Annotated in this window: 16 protein-coding genes; 5 read left to right on the forward strand and 11 right to left on the reverse strand. The window is 68.7% G+C overall.

Annotated elements, in window-relative coordinates:
• Nucleotide 1 precedes the first annotated feature (1 nt).
• Genes MELE44368_RS10505 through MELE44368_RS10555 form a run of 11 tightly spaced genes read right to left on the reverse strand, consistent with a single transcriptional unit; the run spans nt 2 to nt 11,447 of the window.
• Nucleotides 2-1,252 (reverse strand): MlaD family protein, encoded by a 1,251-nt coding sequence (locus tag MELE44368_RS10505; protein ID WP_128108407.1) that lies wholly within the window; start codon nt 1,250-1,252, stop codon nt 2-4.
• Nucleotides 1,249-2,484, reverse strand: a complete 1,236-nt coding sequence (locus tag MELE44368_RS10510; protein ID WP_241566558.1) for an MCE family protein — start codon at nt 2,482-2,484, stop codon at nt 1,249-1,251. The genes MELE44368_RS10505 and MELE44368_RS10510 overlap by 4 nt, the downstream gene beginning before the upstream one ends.
• 8 nt (nt 2,485-2,492) lie before the next feature.
• On the reverse strand, nt 2,493-3,596 hold the full coding sequence (locus MELE44368_RS10515; protein WP_128108409.1) for an MCE family protein: 1,104 nt from the start codon (nt 3,594-3,596) through the stop codon (nt 2,493-2,495).
• Nucleotides 3,593-4,624 (reverse strand): MCE family protein, encoded by a 1,032-nt coding sequence (locus MELE44368_RS10520; RefSeq protein WP_128108410.1) that lies wholly within the window; start codon nt 4,622-4,624, stop codon nt 3,593-3,595. The genes MELE44368_RS10515 and MELE44368_RS10520 overlap by 4 nt, the downstream gene beginning before the upstream one ends.
• 5 nt (nt 4,625-4,629) lie before the next feature.
• The gene (locus MELE44368_RS10525; protein WP_128108411.1) at nt 4,630-5,703 is read right to left on the reverse strand and encodes an MCE family protein; all 1,074 of its coding nucleotides are present in this window, start codon (nt 5,701-5,703) and stop codon (nt 4,630-4,632) included.
• Nucleotides 5,700-7,061, reverse strand: a complete 1,362-nt coding sequence (locus MELE44368_RS10530) for an MlaD family protein (protein WP_128108412.1) — start codon at nt 7,059-7,061, stop codon at nt 5,700-5,702. The genes MELE44368_RS10525 and MELE44368_RS10530 overlap by 4 nt, the downstream gene beginning before the upstream one ends.
• Complete coding sequence (locus MELE44368_RS10535) at nt 7,058-7,915, reverse strand: ABC transporter permease (protein WP_128108413.1); 858 nt, start codon at nt 7,913-7,915, stop codon at nt 7,058-7,060. Before MELE44368_RS10535 ends, MELE44368_RS10530 begins: the two co-directional genes overlap by 4 nt.
• Entirely contained in the window at nt 7,915-8,745 is an 831-nt protein-coding gene (locus MELE44368_RS10540; RefSeq protein ID WP_128108414.1) for an MlaE family ABC transporter permease, read from the reverse strand. Before MELE44368_RS10540 ends, MELE44368_RS10535 begins: the two co-directional genes overlap by 1 nt.
• 47 nt (nt 8,746-8,792) lie before the next feature.
• Entirely contained in the window at nt 8,793-9,077 is a 285-nt protein-coding gene (locus tag MELE44368_RS10545) for an acyl-CoA synthase (protein WP_128108415.1), read from the reverse strand.
• Entirely contained in the window at nt 9,074-10,234 is a 1,161-nt protein-coding gene (locus MELE44368_RS10550; protein WP_128108416.1) for an amidohydrolase family protein, read from the reverse strand. Before MELE44368_RS10550 ends, MELE44368_RS10545 begins: the two co-directional genes overlap by 4 nt.
• 37 nt (nt 10,235-10,271) lie before the next feature.
• Nucleotides 10,272-11,447 carry an acyl-CoA dehydrogenase family protein gene (locus tag MELE44368_RS10555; RefSeq protein WP_128108417.1) on the reverse strand — a complete coding sequence of 392 codons (1,176 nt, stop codon included), beginning with the start codon at nt 11,445-11,447 and terminating at the stop codon, nt 10,272-10,274.
• A 117-nt stretch (nt 11,448-11,564) separates the two neighbouring features.
• Here MELE44368_RS10555 and MELE44368_RS10560 point away from each other — a divergent pair, with 117 nt between their 5' ends.
• The 5 genes from MELE44368_RS10560 to MELE44368_RS10580 all read left to right on the forward strand — a co-directional run bounded on the left by MELE44368_RS10560 (nt 11,565) and on the right by MELE44368_RS10580 (nt 16,397).
• Entirely contained in the window at nt 11,565-12,692 is a 1,128-nt protein-coding gene (locus MELE44368_RS10560; protein WP_128108418.1) for an acyl-CoA dehydrogenase family protein, read from the forward strand.
• A 186-nt stretch (nt 12,693-12,878) separates the two neighbouring features.
• Nucleotides 12,879-13,721 carry an ABC transporter permease gene (locus tag MELE44368_RS10565; protein WP_128108419.1) on the forward strand — a complete coding sequence of 281 codons (843 nt, stop codon included), beginning with the start codon at nt 12,879-12,881 and terminating at the stop codon, nt 13,719-13,721.
• Nucleotides 13,718-14,500, forward strand: a complete 783-nt coding sequence (locus MELE44368_RS10570) for an ABC transporter ATP-binding protein (RefSeq protein ID WP_128108420.1) — start codon at nt 13,718-13,720, stop codon at nt 14,498-14,500. Before MELE44368_RS10565 ends, MELE44368_RS10570 begins: the two co-directional genes overlap by 4 nt.
• On the forward strand, nt 14,497-15,447 hold the full coding sequence (locus tag MELE44368_RS10575; protein WP_128108421.1) for an ABC transporter substrate-binding protein: 951 nt from the start codon (nt 14,497-14,499) through the stop codon (nt 15,445-15,447). Before MELE44368_RS10570 ends, MELE44368_RS10575 begins: the two co-directional genes overlap by 4 nt.
• Nucleotides 15,444-16,397 carry an asparaginase gene (locus MELE44368_RS10580; protein ID WP_128108422.1) on the forward strand — a complete coding sequence of 318 codons (954 nt, stop codon included), beginning with the start codon at nt 15,444-15,446 and terminating at the stop codon, nt 16,395-16,397. The genes MELE44368_RS10575 and MELE44368_RS10580 overlap by 4 nt, the downstream gene beginning before the upstream one ends.
• Nucleotides 16,398-16,424 lie beyond the last annotated feature (27 nt).

The following is a 16,424-nucleotide window of genomic DNA, read 5'->3' on the forward strand; positions in this document are numbered from 1 at the left end:
GTCAGGGTCCGCTCGGCGGCGGGGGCAGCGGAAGGAAGGGACCGCCGTACGGCGTCGGGATGGTGAACCGGCCGGTGGGAACCGGGTCGGCCCGTTGGAGCGGATGAGCGCCGGGCGGCGGTCCCGCGGTGTCGTCACCGGGCGGTCGAGGCGCGTTGCGCGCCCCGCGCACCAGGTACTTGGGGTCGGGGTTCGGGCAGTAGGTGTACAGGAAGGGCTCCGGGAAGTCGGTCAGCGTCGGCGGCGCCTTGGGCAGGTTGTAATCGCAGCCGTAGCGCGAGTACAGGCTCACCGCACCCCACACTCCCCCGTCGCGGAACGTGCTGCCGACCGCCTCGAGCGCCGAACCCTCGCGGTACTTGGGGAAGAAGAACTCCTCCAGGGCGGGCACCCGCAGATAGACCAACTGGGACACCGTCGTCAGGTTGCCGAGCAACTGCACCATGGTCGGCGAGTTGTCGGCGATGACGGCGTCGATGCCGGAGAACGCCTCGGGTCCGCGGTCCAGCAGGGTGCGGTACCCGCCCTCCATGCGTTCGGCCCCGGCGAAGATCTGCGCCAGATCGTTCGACGTCTCGGCCATCCCCGGGCTGACGTCACGCACCGTCGACAACATCACCTTGCTGTTGCGGACGAGGCTGACCGTCTGAGGCAGAACCGAATCCAGGGTCGACACCAGGAAGGTGCCGCCGTCGAGGATGGCGGCGAGCTTGTCGGCCCCCTCCGGCCCGACCCGCAACTCGTCGAGCACCCCCGACAGCCGCCCGGTGTCGATCTGCTCCAAGGTGCCGTCCAGGTCGCCGAGCAGTTTGGCCAGCGTCACCGGCGTTCTGGTTCGGTCACTGTCGATCACGGCGCCGTCGGCGAGATAGGGTCCGTCGTTGCGGTCGGCACGGAAATCGAGATACTGCTCGCCGGCCGGGGACAGCGCCGACACCCGGACCTCGGTGTCGGCGGGGATCCGGGTCCCGGGACGGATTTCCGCGACGGCCACCGCCCCCGTGTCGGACAACTCGATGGCGCGGACCCGGCCCACCGGTACGCCACGCAACGTCACGTCCTGGCCCGGCAGCAGCCCGCCGGTCTGGTCGAGGTGGACGCGCACCACGGCGGCGGTGCTGATCGGATCGAGCCGCAACGTCCCGAACAGAAGGTAGACCACGCCGACCACGAACATCGTCGCCAGCGCGAACGCCGACAGGCCCAGCCGGCGTAACCTGGCCCACCGCAACGCGTTCAGCAGCTGCCTCATCCCGTCGGCTCCTCCAACGACGCACCCGGCGGAGCCGTCGGCGGTGGCGGCTCCAGACCCGGCGGTGGCGGAGCGGGCGTGAGCCTGCCCGGTGCGGGCCCGATCAGGTTGGGCGGCGGCACGTTTCCGGGTGGCGGCGTCGGCGCGCCCCAGAACTTGTTCCGCACCATCAACAGTTCGTAGGAGATGCTGCCGACCATGTTGCGGAAGTCCTCCCGGGTGGGTGCGCGGCTGCCCGAGTCAGCGGGGTGATACGGGTCGGCGAACGCGCCGACAGCCAGGTCGGCGAGGTCGATCTCGACGCTGGACGCGGTCGAGTTGGTGGTCTTGAGGATGGGACCGAACATCCGATTGAAGTTGGCCAGCGAGGCGCCGGGGGCGATGGACGCTTCGTTGAGGCCCGCGGAAAGCCGGTTGAAGTCGGCCATCATGCTGCGCGACTCTTCTCCGCGCACCGACGGCATCTTCGCCAGTTGCAGCGTGATTCGGTTGACCTGCGCGACGATGTCGACGATCCGGTCGGTGTTCTCCGCGACGGTTCCCAACGCGGGGCCGGCGGCCTCGACGGCGGCGTCGATGGATTGCTGCCGCGCGGCCATCGTCTCGGCGAGATCCCCGGTCTGGGTGAGGGCGGTCTTGATGCGGTCCGACCGTGCGGAGAGGCTCTGGATGAGCCGGGTGGACTCGTCGATGAACTGGTTGAGGTCCTCGCCCTTCCCGCCGACCGCGCGGCCCATGCCGTTGACGATCCTGGTGAGGTTGCGGATCGCTCCCCCGTTGACCAGCACCGCCGCGGTACTCAGCACGTCTTCCACCGACGCGGCGGACGCGGTGGAGTCCAGTGGGACCACCGCGCCCGGCGACAGCGGTGTCGTCGCCTCGGACGTTCCGGGCGGCGGTGTCAGCGACACGAAGATGTCGCCGAGCGGCGTGGCCGAACGCAGTTCAGCCTTTGTACCCTCGGGGATTTGGACGTCGGAGGCGATCCGCATGGTCACCACCGCGGTGTAGTCGCGCGCGGTCATCGACTCGACCTCGCCGACGTCGGCGCCGGACAACCGGACCTTCGCCTTGGCGGGCAGGTTGAGCGCGTTGGCGAACGTCGCGCTGACCTCGTAGGTGTCCTCGCCGACCGACGGGGCGGGTAGCGGAAGCTGGTCCAGGCCCATCGAACAGCCCGCCACCACCACCGTCGACAGGCAGAGTGCGGCGAACGCGCCCAGAGGTTTCATCCGCTGTGTCATCCCGGCAGACCCGCCAATCCCTCGAGCATGCTGGTGAGTCCGAAGTCGGGGCCGAAGTCCTGGATGGTCCCGGTGGTGCAACCGAGTTGTTTCATGCCCAGCAGGTTGCACAGCTCCTTGGTCATCTGCCCGTTCAGTTCGACCTTGTCGAGCACGGGGTGCGCCCGGATGGCGTCCTTCTCGTGGTCGATCATGTTGTAGACGTTGTCCAACAGCATCGGCGCCACATCGAGCGCCTCGGCCATCTCGCGGCGGTAGTCGGCGATGGCCTTGGTCACCGTCTCCATCCCCGCCGTGGTCCCCTTCAGGTGATCGCGGTTGTCCTCGATCAGATCGGCGGTCTGGGCGAGGATCTCGTTGACCTGCGCTCCGGTCGACCCGGTTCCGAGCTGCTCGGCGGCCAGCACGGCGCTCAATTGACGCACCGAGGTGCCGACGTCGCGGATGGTCTGGTCGTTCTCGACCGCCGCGGCGGTCAGCCGGTCGAGGTTGGTGACGATGGTCGTGATCGCGTCACCGGTCGGCGCGCCTCGATCCTGGCTCATCTTCAGCGCCTTGGACAGTTCGCCCAGTGCCGAGCGGATCTTGGCGCCGTTGCCGTCGGTCATCGCGGCACTCACCGACAGCAGGTCCGCGACGGGACCCGACCCCTGGCCGTCGCCCTGCAGTTGCACCGCCAGCTCGTCGATCATCGCCAGTACCCGGTCGAATTCCACCGGCGTCCTGGTGCGGTCCAGGCCGAGCCGGGTGCCGTCGGCGAGCGTCGGCCCGTCGCGGTACACCGGGGTGAGCTCGACGTGCCGGTCGGTGAGGATCGAGGTGGAGACGGTGACCGCCTGCGCGTCGGCGGGGATCCGGATGCCGGGGTCGACGCGCATCGTCACCTCGACATAGGCGCCCTTCGGCTCGATCTTCTCGACCGTGCCCACCGGCATGCCCAGCACGGACACCGCGTTGCCCTCGTAAAGCCCACTCGCACTGTCGAACTCAGCGACGATCGTCATCGCTTTCCCACCGATCGGGCCGCGCGAGCAGCCGCCGCACACGAAGCCCACCAACGCCAGCACGGCGATCAGCTTCACCATTGCGCGTGCGGTCATTTGCAGTCCCCGAAGTACGGCGGCAAGTTGAACTGTTTGGCGCGGCCACTGATCGCGCAGATGAACGAGTCGATCATGGAGCCGCCGGTGGAGGTGAAGTCGAACTCGTTGCCGTTTCCGGTGGCATTGGCGAAGTTGCGGACCGGAAGCGGCAGCAGCTGAAGCGTGCTGCGCAACAGCGCGTCGTTGCGGTGCACCGCGCTCAGCATGCCGTCGAGGTTGGCCATCAGTTCGTCGATCCGCTGCCGGTCATCGACCAGCACGGGCCGCAGCTCGTTCATCAGCTTCGCGGTGGCGTCGATCAGCCGGACCACCAGTTCTTTTCGTGCGGCGAGGTCGCCGAGGACCTCGCGGCTCTGATGGATCAGCAGGCCCAGGCTGTGTTGTTGGTTGCCGAGCAGTTCGGCGACCTGCTCGGTGCTGCGGAGCAGGTCGTAGATCTGATCACGACGGGAGGCGATCACCGACGAGAGGTGGTCGATGTTGTCCAGCGCCTGCGGAAGCACCTCGGGTGCACCCTGCAACTGGGTCGACAGCGTCGTCATCGACTGCGCGACCTTCGCGGCGTCCACGGCTTCGAACGTGGTGGTGGCGTCCTGCAGCGCCGATTGCAGATCGTAGGGAACCTCGGTGTTGGCCAGCGAGATTCGGTGATCCGTCAGCGGCTGCGCGCCTGCCGGCTGCACGTCGACATAACGCGCGCCGAGCAGCGTGGTGAGCTTGATCGACGCCTTGGTCGCCGAGCCCATCGGCACGTCGTCGTCGATCTCGAGACCGACGGCGACGTGGTCACCGGCGAGTCGCATGCTCTTGACGCGACCGACGTGCACGCCGGCCACCGTCACCTGATCGCCCACGCTCAACCCCGCCGACTGCGTGAACTCGGCGATGTAGACGTCCCTGCCGAGCCCGAGGCGGCCCAACCCCAGCGCACCTCCCAGCGCCAGGGCGAGGACGAGTACCGCGATGACGCCGAGGCGCAGCTTGCTGTAGGACTCGATGGGTCGACCGATCGCAGGCCTTCTCATGATCGTCACCGGCATTTCTGGCTGTAGGTCAGGCGATCCTCAGGGGTGCCCTCGCGCACGATCGCGTGGATGAGGCTGTCGATGCGCGGGAACTGAGAAACGGTGAGGTTGCATGCGTACACGTCGAGATACGCCCCGCCCTGGCTGAAGCGGGCCATGCCCTTGAGCATCAGCGGGGTGTTGAAGGCCATGTATTCGAACCCCTGCTTGTCCTCCATGAAGTGCTTGGCGAAGCCGGGTTCGCGCGCCAACCATTCCCTCATATCCGGCTGGACGTCGTCGACGATGTTCGCCAGGCGCTGGCCCACGATCGCGGTTTGATCCATCGAGTCCACGAATTCGGCACGGCGGGCGGCGAATCCGTCGAAGACGTTCTCTGCGGAGTCGATGGTCGTGCGCAGGGATTCGTCGCGGTCGGCCAGTGAGGCGACGACGGAGTTCAGGTGGGTCAGCACGCCGTCGAGGATCGCGTCGGTGCCGGAGTAGGACTCGGCCAGACGGGTGGTCTCGGAGATCATGGTCGCGATCGCGCCGGTGTCGCCCTGCAGGGACCGCACGATCGCGGTGGTGAGGTTGTCGACCTGCTCGGGGTTGAGCAGCGCGAATAACGGCTCGAAACCGTTGAGCAGTCGGGAGATGTCGAACGACGGCTCGGTGCGTTCGACCGGGATCACCGAACCGGCGGGAAGCACGCGCGGGTCGCCGTAGTCGCCGAGGGACAGGCCGAGATAGCGCTGGCCGATGATGTTCTGATAGATGATGCCGGCCTTGGTGTTTCCGTACAGCACTTGTTCGGACTGCACCCGGAAGTCCACTTTTGCGTTGGTGCCGTCGAGCGCGATGCCGTCGACGCGTCCCACCTTCACCCCGGCCATCCGCACCTCGTCGCCGACTTTGAGTCCGGACGCGTCGGTGAAGACAGCGCTGTAGCTGTGGGTCTCGCCGTTGACGTTGCGCTGCAGCGTGACGAACACCGTCCCGATCAGCGCGAGGCAGACGGCGAGGAAGACCGACAGCCCGAGCAGGGGCCGACGGTACTTGGTGAGAAACGTTCCGACCGCGGTTTCCGGCGACTTCACGGGCCGTTGCCTCCTCCCGGCTGGACGGGACCGGGCAACGGCGCCTCGGCGGGCAGCGGCGGCGGTGCCCCGGTGTCTGGAACGACGTGGATCGTGTTGCCGCGCGCGATCGGGCCGAGCAGCAGTTCGGAGGCGACATCGGGATCCGGCCCGAGCAATTCGGCCAACTGCTCGCGTTCCTGCGGGCTGCCGACCGGGCCCACGTTGCCGCCCGGGGGCCGGTAGTTGCGCGGGTCGAGCGGGGCGGGCAGCACCGGCGGGTCGGCAGTCACCGGCGCGTTGTGGCAGCTGGGACCCTCGAGCGCACCGTAGCGCGGACAGTCCTGGCGCGTGTACATCTTGTTGGGCGTGAAGACCAGCATGAACTTACCCACCGCCATGTTCTTGTCCTCGTGCCACACGTGGTCGAAGAACCGGTTGGTGACGCCGTTGATGCGCGTGACGATCGGTGCGAATTGATCGGCGCCGTCGGCCATCACACCCATCACCGGGGACAGTTGGGTGGTGATCACGATGATGCGGTCCATGTGGTTCTCGAAGGACGTGCCGATCTCGCCGAACGTTGCGTGGCCTGCGGACAGGAAGTGCGTCAACTCCTGGCGCTTCTCGGCGAGGGTCCGCATCGGCACCACCGCGCTGTGCACCGCGTCGAGCAGATCCGGCGACGTGCGCTGCAGGCCCTGAAGTGCGCCGGAGACGACCGCGAGCGTGGCCTCGGTGCCGTCGTCGGCCATGACATCGTTGAGTTCGTCGACGATGCGCTTGGCGCCGCTGCCGGCGCGTTCGATCTCGTCGCCGCGCCCGCTCGTCGCCTCGGCGACGGCGGCCAGCACGCCGACCGTGTCCGTCGAGCCGGGCCTGCCCGCTGCGGCGAGCACCTCGCGCAGCTTGGTCAGCGCCGTCTGAAACTGCACCGTCGCCAGGCTGTCGTCCTGGCGGATCTGCGCTCCCGACTTCAGCGCCGGACCGGAACCGTTGTCCACCAGTTGGATCGACGACACCGCGAACACGTTGCCGGGCACCACGCGCGCGGTCACGGTGGCCGGGATGGCGCGCGCGAAGTGGGGATCGATGCTCACGTCGACCCGGTTGTCGCCGCCGTCGATGGCCGGCGCCACGCTTTCCACGGTGCCGACCAGCGCGCCGCGGAACTTCACGTCGGAGCCCTTCGGCAGGCCGTCGCCGACGTCGGTGAGGAGCGCCACCACCTCGACGCGGCCGGAGAACACCCCTTCGGACTTGGCGATCGCGGCCCCGGCCAACAGCAGGGCGCCGAGCAGCACCGCCGCCCCGCGCAGCAGCAGCCGGGCCTGCGACACCGGCGGCGAGGCTGATTCGAAGTTCGGCAGCGTCGTCATCCACCCAGCCTCGCGCCCGACCCGATGCCCCAAAGCCCGATCGTCAGCAGCAGATTGGCGATGATCATCACCGAGATGCTTGCCCGCATGGCACGTCCGGCGGCGATCCCGACCCCTTGCGGTCCCCCGGCCGCGAAGTAGCCGTAGTAACACTGGATGGTCGACGTGATGATGACGAAGACGATCGCCTTGCACACCGAGTAGAAGACGTCGGTGCCCGTCAACACCAGCCGGAAGTAGTGTTGGAACGAACCCGCCGACAGCCCGCCGCTCAAGGTGACGACGGTCTGCACCGTCGCGTAGTTGACCACCAGGCACAGGATGTACAGCGGGATGATCGCCACCACCGAGGCCAGTAGCCGGGTGGTGATCAGATACGGGATCGGCCGGATCGCCAGCGATTCCATCGCGTCGATCTCCTCGGAGATGCGCATCGAGCCCAGCTGCGCGGTGAACCGGCAGCCCGCCTGCGCGGCGAAGGCCAACGCCGCCATGATCGGCGCCAGTTCGCGCGTCGACACCGTCGACGACAGCAGTCCCGCCGCCGGTTCCATGCCGAGCAGGTGAAGCGCCTGATAGCCCTCGATGCCGACGATGGCCCCGGCCGTCGCACCGAGCAGGATGATCACCCACGCCGTGCCGCCACCCACCACGACCGAGCCGTTGCCCCATGTGACGTCGGACAGGATGGCCAGAAAGCCCTTCCGGTACCGCGCCAGCGTCACCGGAATGCCGGCCACCGCCCGGGTGAAGAAGGTCAGCATGTGGCCGAGCCGGGCGCCGAGACCGGCCACCGATTCCGTGGCCGACACCAGCGGCCGGACTCCGCGCGGGTAGTACGGTGCCGCCGCCATCAGAGCGACGCCTTGGGGAACAGCAGGACGTACATCTGGGTGAACACGACGTTGGTGATCATCAACAGCAGAATCGACGCCACCACGGTGGCGTTCACCGAGTTCGCGACCCCGGCGGGGCCACCCTTGGTGGTCAGCCCCTTGTCGCACGCGACGATCGCGACGATCGCGGCGAACACCACGGCCTTGATCAGGGTCAGCACCATGTCACCCACCGTCGCGAACGACGCGAACGTCATCACGAAGCTGCCGGGCGCACCCTGCTGCGCGAAGGTGTTGAACAGGTAACCGGCCAGGAAGCCGATGAAACACACCAACCCGGTCAACGCGACGCCGACGACCATGGCCGCGGCCAGCCGCGGCACGACCAACCTGCGGATCACCGAAATCCCCATCACCTCAAGCGCGTCGACCTCGTCGCGGATGGTTCGCGAGCCGAGGTCCGCGCAGATCGCCGAGCCGACCGCCGCCGCCATCAGCAGCGCGGCGACAAGCGGTGCGCCCTGACGGATGACGGCCAGGCCGCTGGCGGCTCCGGCCAGCGACGTGGCGCCGACTTGCCCGGCCAGCAGCGCGAACTGGATCTGCAGGGTCACCCCGATGGGGATCGCCACACACATCGTCGGCAGCATGGCCGTCGAGGCCATGAAGGCCGCCTGCTCGACGAACTCGCCCAGCGGGAAGCGCCATCGCACGATGTCGAGGACGAGGTACTGCAGCGCTCGTAGTCCCAGGATGCACTGGCTGCCAACGGTTTCCAGAGAGGCGATGGGGTGCCTCCTGGCGTACCCCTTCGTCCACTCGGTGATCTCACCGACTGGCGAAGGCATCTGCCCCGAAGTCACCATTGACCGCTCGGATCCTTACCTGTCGTCGTTCAACGCCACTGCGGAGGCGGGCTGGATGTCGGACTGGCCGGTGACCCGAACCGGCGGTGGAACGACTCGTTGGTGCGCTGTTCCCGGCGATACCGGTCGCTGCTGGTCTTCAGCAGTTCGATGCGCTGCTCGAGGCGTCGAATACGTTCGGCGTCCGGGCTGGATTGCTCGCGCAGGCCGTCCAGTTCCGCTGTGACCGCGGCCAGTTCTTCTGACAGCCGCGCGGCGACCTCGCCGAACGTCAACAGGTCGTAGTCGCCGGTGTCGGGCCGCGGTTCGGTCATCGCCCGTTGCCGAAGCGCAGCAGTTCGCGCGCGTTGAGTTCCACGATGCGATGAACCTCGTCGTCCGGCACGTTGACGAGGTTCTCGCTGATCCGTTTACGGCTGTTGGGCCAGTTCGAGTCGGAGTGCGGATAGTCGACTTCGACGAGGATGTTTTCGACGCCGATCGCGTCGCGGGAGTTCACCCCGTGCTCGTCGTCGATGAAGCAGCCCCAGAAGTGCTTGCGGAAAAGATCCGACGGCCGGTCTTCGCGGCTGATGTTCTGGTACCAGCGGTGCCGCTCCCAGGTGTAGTCCAGCCGTTCCAGCAGGTACGGAATCCAGCCGATGCCGCCTTCTGACAGCATGAACTTCAGGTTCGGATGTCGTTGCAGGACACCGGAGAACACCAGGTCCGCGGTGCTCCACATGAGGTTGGTGGAGAAGGTCGCGATGGCGACCGCGAACGGCGCGTTGAGGTCGATGGATCCGGTGGCGAAGGAGAAGCCGGGCACGTAGCTGCCCGAACCGAAGTGCAGGCACACCGGCATGTCCGCGGTCTCGAGGGCGTCCCACAGTTTCTCCCAGTGGGTCGGGTCGTGGAACGAGGGCAGGCCGAGCGGGACGGGGCTGTCGGGGAACGACACCGCCCTTGTCCCGATCTGGGCCAACCGCTCGACTTCGCGGGCGGCCAGCTCCACATCCCAGGTGGGCAGAATCCCCAACGGGATCAACCGATCTGGCGCCGTCGCGCACCATTCGTCGACCTGGAAGTCGTTCCAGGCCCGCACACATGCCAGCGCCAGCTCCTTGTCCTTGGCGCGTTGGAACACTCCGCCGCCGAAACCGGGGAACGACGGGAACGCCAGCGCGGCCTCCACCCCGTCGATGTCCATGTCGCGGATGCGCTCGACCGGGTCGTAGCAGCCGGGGATCATCTGGTCGTAGCGCACCGGTTCCATGCCGTACTCCGCGGGCGGCTTGCCGGCGACGGCGTTGAGCCCGATCTGCGGGTACAGCTGGCCTTCGTACTGCCAGACATGGTGTCCCTCAGCGGTTTCGATGATCTGTGGGCCCTCGGTGCGAAGCGCTTCCGGGAGCCGGTCCTGCCAGACCCGAGGATGTTCGATGACGTGGTCGTCGACCGAGATGATCTTCATCCAGTCTTGCAAAGGCATGGCATCTCCTTCGACTCCGGAACCGGGCCGCGTGTGCTCATCGCGGCAATCCCAGTGCGCGTTCGGCGATCAGGTTTCGTAGCACCTCGTTGGTGCCCCCCGCGATGGTGAACGCCCGCCCGTAGAGAAAGGCGTCCTGCCACCATCCGTCGTCGTGCACGTGGGCGTCGCCCTCGATGCGAACCCCGTCGTGACCCTGCACCTGCACTCCGAACTCGTGCAGCGCCAGGTTGATCTCGCTGAACAGGATCTTCGACACCGGCGCGTCGGCGAGGTCCCCGGTGCCGTGCAGCGCCCTGCTGTCCCCGAACGCCGACACCAACGCGTTCACGTGCACGTCGGCGGCGAAACCGCCGATCGCCTGGCGCACGTCATCGTGCTCGATCGCGGGACGGCCATCCCGCGTCACCTCGCCGGCGAGCCGCACCAGCCGGTTCAGCGCCCCGAACAGCGATGCGCCGCTGCCCGCGCTGGAGCGTTCGAGCGCCAGGCTGGTGGTCGTCACCGCCCAGCCCGCGTTGACCTCGCCGATGACGTGGGTTTCCGGAATCCGCACGCCGTCGAGGAAGACCTCGTTGAAGTCGGCGGTGCCGGTGATCTCGCGCAGCGGCCGCACCGCGACGCCCGGGGTCTTCATGTCCAGGGCGAACGCCGTGATGCCCGCGTGCTTGGGCGCGTCGGGGTCGGTGCGGGCGAGCAGGTAGCCCCAGTCGGCGTGCTGACCGTTGGTGGTCCACACCTTCTGCCCGTCGACGACGAAATGGTCGCCGTCGCGGCGCGCGCGGGTGCGCAGGCCGGCCAGATCGCTTCCGGCGTCGGGCTCGCTGAACAGCTGGCACCAGATGTGTTCGCCGGAGCGGATGCGCGGCAGGAAGTAGTCCTTCTGCGCGGTCGTGCCCGACGCGACGATCGCCGCGCCGGCGAGCAGTCCACCGCCGACCGGGCCGGCCGCTCCGGCGCGGATCAACTCGTCGGCGACGACGGATTCGTGCAACGGGTGCGCGTCGGCCAGGCCGCCGTACTCGACCGGCCAGTTCACTCCCAGCAACTGTTCGTTGAAGAGAATCGCGGTCCACTTCCGCAGCGCGGGAATTTCGTGGGGCTCAGGTGCCCGAACGCCGGTGCGAGCGTGTCGCGGCGGCGCATACTGGGCGGCTAGATCGCGGACCCGCTTTCGCAGCGCGTCCAACTCGCGGTCCTGGCCGAGATGCAAGTCGCCTCCGTCCAACCCGTTTAGTGATCAGATTCACCTTAATCAGTATCCTGTATGTTTTGGGGAGTTATTGCAATCCCCTCATTCGCCATCGGCAGCTTCAGCGAAGGAGTCTCCGTGGATTTCGAGCTCTCCGACGAGCAGCGCGGCCTCGTCGACTCCACCCGTTCCCTGCTCGCCAGCAAATCCTCGGTCGACCGCGCCAGGGCGCTGATCGACGGCCCGGAGGGGTTCGACGCCGAGGTGTGGCGGCTGGGTTCACAGCTCGGCTGGCCCGCGTTGGCGATTCCGGAGGTCGACGGCGGGCTGGGCCAGCTGTCGATCGATCTGGCGCTGGTGGGCATCGAGCTCGGCCGCGGACTGGCCGCCACCCCGTTCATCCCGACGGTCGTCGCGGCCGATGCCCTGAGCCGCGCCGAGGGTGAGCCGAAATCCAAGGTGCTGCAGTCGATTTCCGAAGGCTCGTTGATCGCGACGTGGGCGTTCGCGGAGTCGGGCCGGCCGTGGACGCCGGACGGCATGCAGACCCGCGCCGAACGGCACGGCGACGGCTATCGCATCACCGGGTCGAAGGTCTCGGTGCAGGACGCCGACGCCGCCCAGCTGCTGCTCGTCGACGCGGTGCTTGACGACGCACCGGCGCGGTTCCTGGTTCCCGCGGACGCCGAGAACCTGCGGATCGACCGGCAGCAGACCCTCGACGTCACCCGCAGATACTGCGACGTCACGCTTGAGGGGGTCGCCGTGCCGCCGGACGGGCTCGTCGCCGCAGGCGATGCGGCGGAGCGATCGCTGGCCCGCACGCAGCAGCTCAACACCGTGCTGGTGTGCGCCGAACTCGTCGGCATCGGCGAACGCCTGCTCGCGATGACCGTCGACTACGTCAAGAACCGCGTCCAATTCGGCCGTCCCGTGGGCAGTTTCCAAGCCGTCAAGCACAAGTGCGCCGACATGCGCATCCGGGTTCAGGCCAGCACGGCGGCCACCTACTACGCCGCGATGGCTCTCGACAGCCGCCGTGACGACATCGACCACGCGGTCAGCGTCGCGAAAGCCTATGTGTCCGATGCCGTCAACGAGGTCGCGGGCGAGGCGCTCCAGCTGCACGGCGGGATCGGGTTCACCTGGGAGCACGATCTGCATCTGTACCTGAGGCGGGCCCGCGTCAACTCGCTGCTGTCAGGCGACGCACGGCATCACCGGGAGCAGCTGTGCCGGATGCTCGTGGCGCAGGCGCAGCCCTGACCTCGACGCTGGACTCAGCCTGATCCGAAGTCGTGACAGCGCGCCGGGGTGGCGCAATGGCCCCGACGGCGTGGTATTTGCCCAGCTCAACAGGGCGGGCGGATGGCGCATTCGTCGGCGCCCCGGTCGGCCCCGACCTCGCGGCCCCGGCGCGCGCGGCAAACCGAATTACGGTGACCTTCGTCCATGCACGGTACGGAAGGGCACGCGATGGCGGTCTTGGCGGCGCAACGCCGTGCACGCCGCGCTGAGGTCCCCACGCGCGACCACCACAACTATCTGCTCGGCGTCCTCTCGGTCCTCAGCCTCGTCGGGGTGGTCGGGCTGTGGGCGCTGCTGGTGCGCCTCGGCATCTTCTCGCCGTCGCTGCTGCCGTCACCTGCCGACGTCGTACGCGCCGCCGGCGACATGTACGCCCAGGGCACCCTGGTCGCCGACGCCACCGCCAGCTTCCGCCGCGCGCTGAGCGGCTTCCTCCTCGGGTCGTTTCTCGCGATCGTGATCGGCACGCTGACCGGGCGCAGTCGGATCGCCCGCGTGCTGCTCGAGCCGACGATCCAGGTGATCCGCCCCATCCCCGCCATCGCTCTTGTCCCCCTTGCCATTCTCTGGTTCGGCATCGGCGAGGAGTCCAAGCTGTTCCTCACCAGCCTCGGCGTCTTCTTTCCCGTCTGGGTCAACACCCACGCCGGAATCGCCTCCACCCGCGAGGATTACCTGCGCGTCGCCGCCTGCCTGGGCGCGCCACGCCATCAGGTGTTCACCTCGGTGGTGGTGCCCGCGGCGCTGCCGTTCATCCTCACCGGTCTGCGCCAGGGCATAGCGATGTCGCTCATCCTGATCGTGGCGTCCGAACAAGCCGGCGTCACCGAAGGTCTCGGATTCCGTCTCGACCAGGCCCGGCTGTTCAGCCAGCCCGACCGGCTGTTCGCCTGCCTGGTCGCGCTCGGCGTCGTCGGGGCGCTCGCCGACCAGCTGTTCCACCGCGGCACCCGCGGGCTGGTGCGCTGGGCGAAGGAACAGTCATGACCGCCGCAGGCATCGGCGTCGCCGGCCTCACCGTCGAATACGCCTCCGGCAACACAGTTCTCGACGATCTCGATCTGAGCATCGACGCGGGCACGTTCCTCGCGGTGCTGGGCCCCTCCGGATGCGGTAAGTCCACGCTGTTGAACTGCATCGCCGGGTTCGTCCACCCGACCACCGGCGAGGTGTCGTTCAACGGCGCGCTGGTGACGGGCCCGAGCCGGGAACGCGGCGTCGTCTTCCAGCGCGACGTGCTGTTCCCATGGGCCTCGGTGCGCGGCAACATCGGGTTCGCGCTGCGCGCCGCGAAAGTACCGCGGTCGCAACGACGCGGCAGGGTCGACGCGCTGCTCGAGGCGGTCGGCCTGTCCCCCAACGTCGCCGGGAAGCTGCCCCACGAGCTGTCCGGCGGCATGCGCCAACGCGTCGGCATCGCCCGCGCGCTGGCCAACAGCCCACAGGTGCTGCTCATGGACGAGCCGTTCGGCGCGCTCGACGCGCTGACCCGCAGCCAGATGCAGGATCTGGTCACCGATCTGTGGGAAAAGACCGGCACCACCATCGTTTTCGTCACCCACGACGTCGACGAGGCCATCCGCATCGCGTCGTCGATCGTCGTGATGGGCGTCGACGGCTCGATCGCCGAACAGCTCGACAACCCGCTGCCCCGCCCGCGCCCCACCGGCCGCGTCGCCGAGTTCGCCGAATACGCCCCGCTGCGCCGCCGCCTGCACGACCTGCTCCGCCCCACCATCGACACACCCCTGGGAGACCGCTCGTGACGATTCGCGTATTCCTCACCGCACTGCTGATGATGGCGTTGACGGCCTGCGGTGGCAACGCCGCCGATTCCAAGCAGGCGTTGACGCTTGGCTGGGTGGTCGACCCGTGCTGGTCGCAGGTGCCCGTCGCCGAGGACCTCGGCTACTTCGCCGCCTCCGGCGTCGACATCGAGGTCGTGCCCTTCCCGACCGGCGCGGCGGCGCTCGAGGCGCTGACCGGCGGTGCCGTCGACGTCGCCACCGGAGGCGACGTGCCCGCCGCCGCCGCCGCGCTGAAGAGCCCCAACCTGCGCATCATCGCCGACGGATCCCGTTGGCCCGAGGGCCGTTTCGTCGCCCGCCGGTCCGCGGGCATCAACTCCATCGAGGACCTGCAGGGCCGCAAGGTCGCGGTGCCGCTCGGCAGCAGCGCCCACTACTTCGCCACCAAGTTCCTGAGCGAGGCCAACGTCGACGCCGAGCTGATCCAGACCGGCCCCGCCGAGATCGTCACCGCGATCGCCAACGGCGACGTCGACGTCGTCGCCGTCTTCCAGCCCCCGCTGGCCAAGGTGATCGCCGCGCTCGGACCCGACGCCGTCGAACTGCAGGGCGACGAAAAGTACAACCAGCACAGCCTTTACCTCACCAACGCCGACACGTTGGCCACTCGCGAAGCCGACCTGTCGGCGTTCCTGGGGGCGGTCCGGCAGGCTGACGCGCCGCTGACCGAACGCGACCCGGCCGCACTCACCGCCGTCGCCAGGGCCACCGGCCTCGACGAGCAGTTGATCAGCGGGGTCGTCGACGAATTCCAGTTCACCACCCAGTTGGGTCCCGAGCTGCCCGCCGACCTCGCCGACCGGGCCCGCTGGGCGCAGAGCATCGGTCGGGTGCCCGCCGACGCGACCATCCCCGATTACCGCACCCTGATCGTGCGCGGACCTCTGGACGGCGTCACGCAGTGAGCGACGTCCGGCTCATCGGGCTGGGCGGCACCATCTCGATGCGCGACACCGCCGCGGGCGCAGTGCCTTTCGCCGCCGCCACGGTGTTGGCGTCACGCGTCGACGGGTTCGGCGGCGCCGAGGATCTCGCGCTGGTCGGCGGCTCGGAAGTCGACTTCGCGCTGATGGAGCGGCTGGCGGTGCGGATCGGCGAGCTGGTCACCGAGGGCGTCGGCGGCGTCGTCGTCACCACCGGCACCGACTCGATCGAGGAGGTGTCGGCGTGGCTGGCGTATCGCCAGCGGTGGCCGGTGCCCGTGGTCGTCACCGGATCGATGGTCACCGGTGAGCGCCCCGACAGCGACGGCACCGCCAACCTCGCCGACGCGGTGGCGGTCGCCGCCTCGGGCGTTCACATCGATCCCGTCGTGGTGTTCGCCGGGCGGATCTTCGCGGCCCGCGAGGTGCTCAAGGTGTCCGGGGTGGCGCGCGACGCGTTCGACGCGCCCGGCCGCGGTGCGCTCGGCATCGTCGGCGGCGGACACATCGACTGGTACCGCACGCCGCCACGCGGGCCGGCCCACGGCGCACCGAACGCGCCGGTCCACCCGGTGCCCGTCGTGCTGGCGGGCCTCGGCGACGACGGTGCGGTGCTGGCGTTCGCGGGAGCGGGCCGCCCAGCCGTCGTCGTCGCCGCCAACGGGGCGGGCAACCTGCCACCCGGACAGGCCGCCGCGGCGCAGCGGCTGATCGCGGACGGAACCCACATCGTCGTCACGACGCGGGCCCCCGACGCCCGGGTCGCACCGCGCTACGGCTACCCCGGTGGAGTCGCCACCCTCGCGGCGGGCGGGGCACAGTTGGCGCCGGGGCTGACGCCGCACCGGGCGCGGGTGCTGGTGTCGCTCGGCGTCGCGCAGGGCCGTGACCAGCAGGGGCTGCGGGCGCTGGTGGACAGCGAAATCGCCTGACCCGAGTACAAAAGTGGCGGTCGGTCC

Origin of the sequence: Mycolicibacterium elephantis DSM 44368, assembly GCF_004014805.1 — a bacterium.
Lineage (GTDB): Bacteria > Actinomycetota > Actinomycetes > Mycobacteriales > Mycobacteriaceae > Mycobacterium > Mycobacterium elephantis.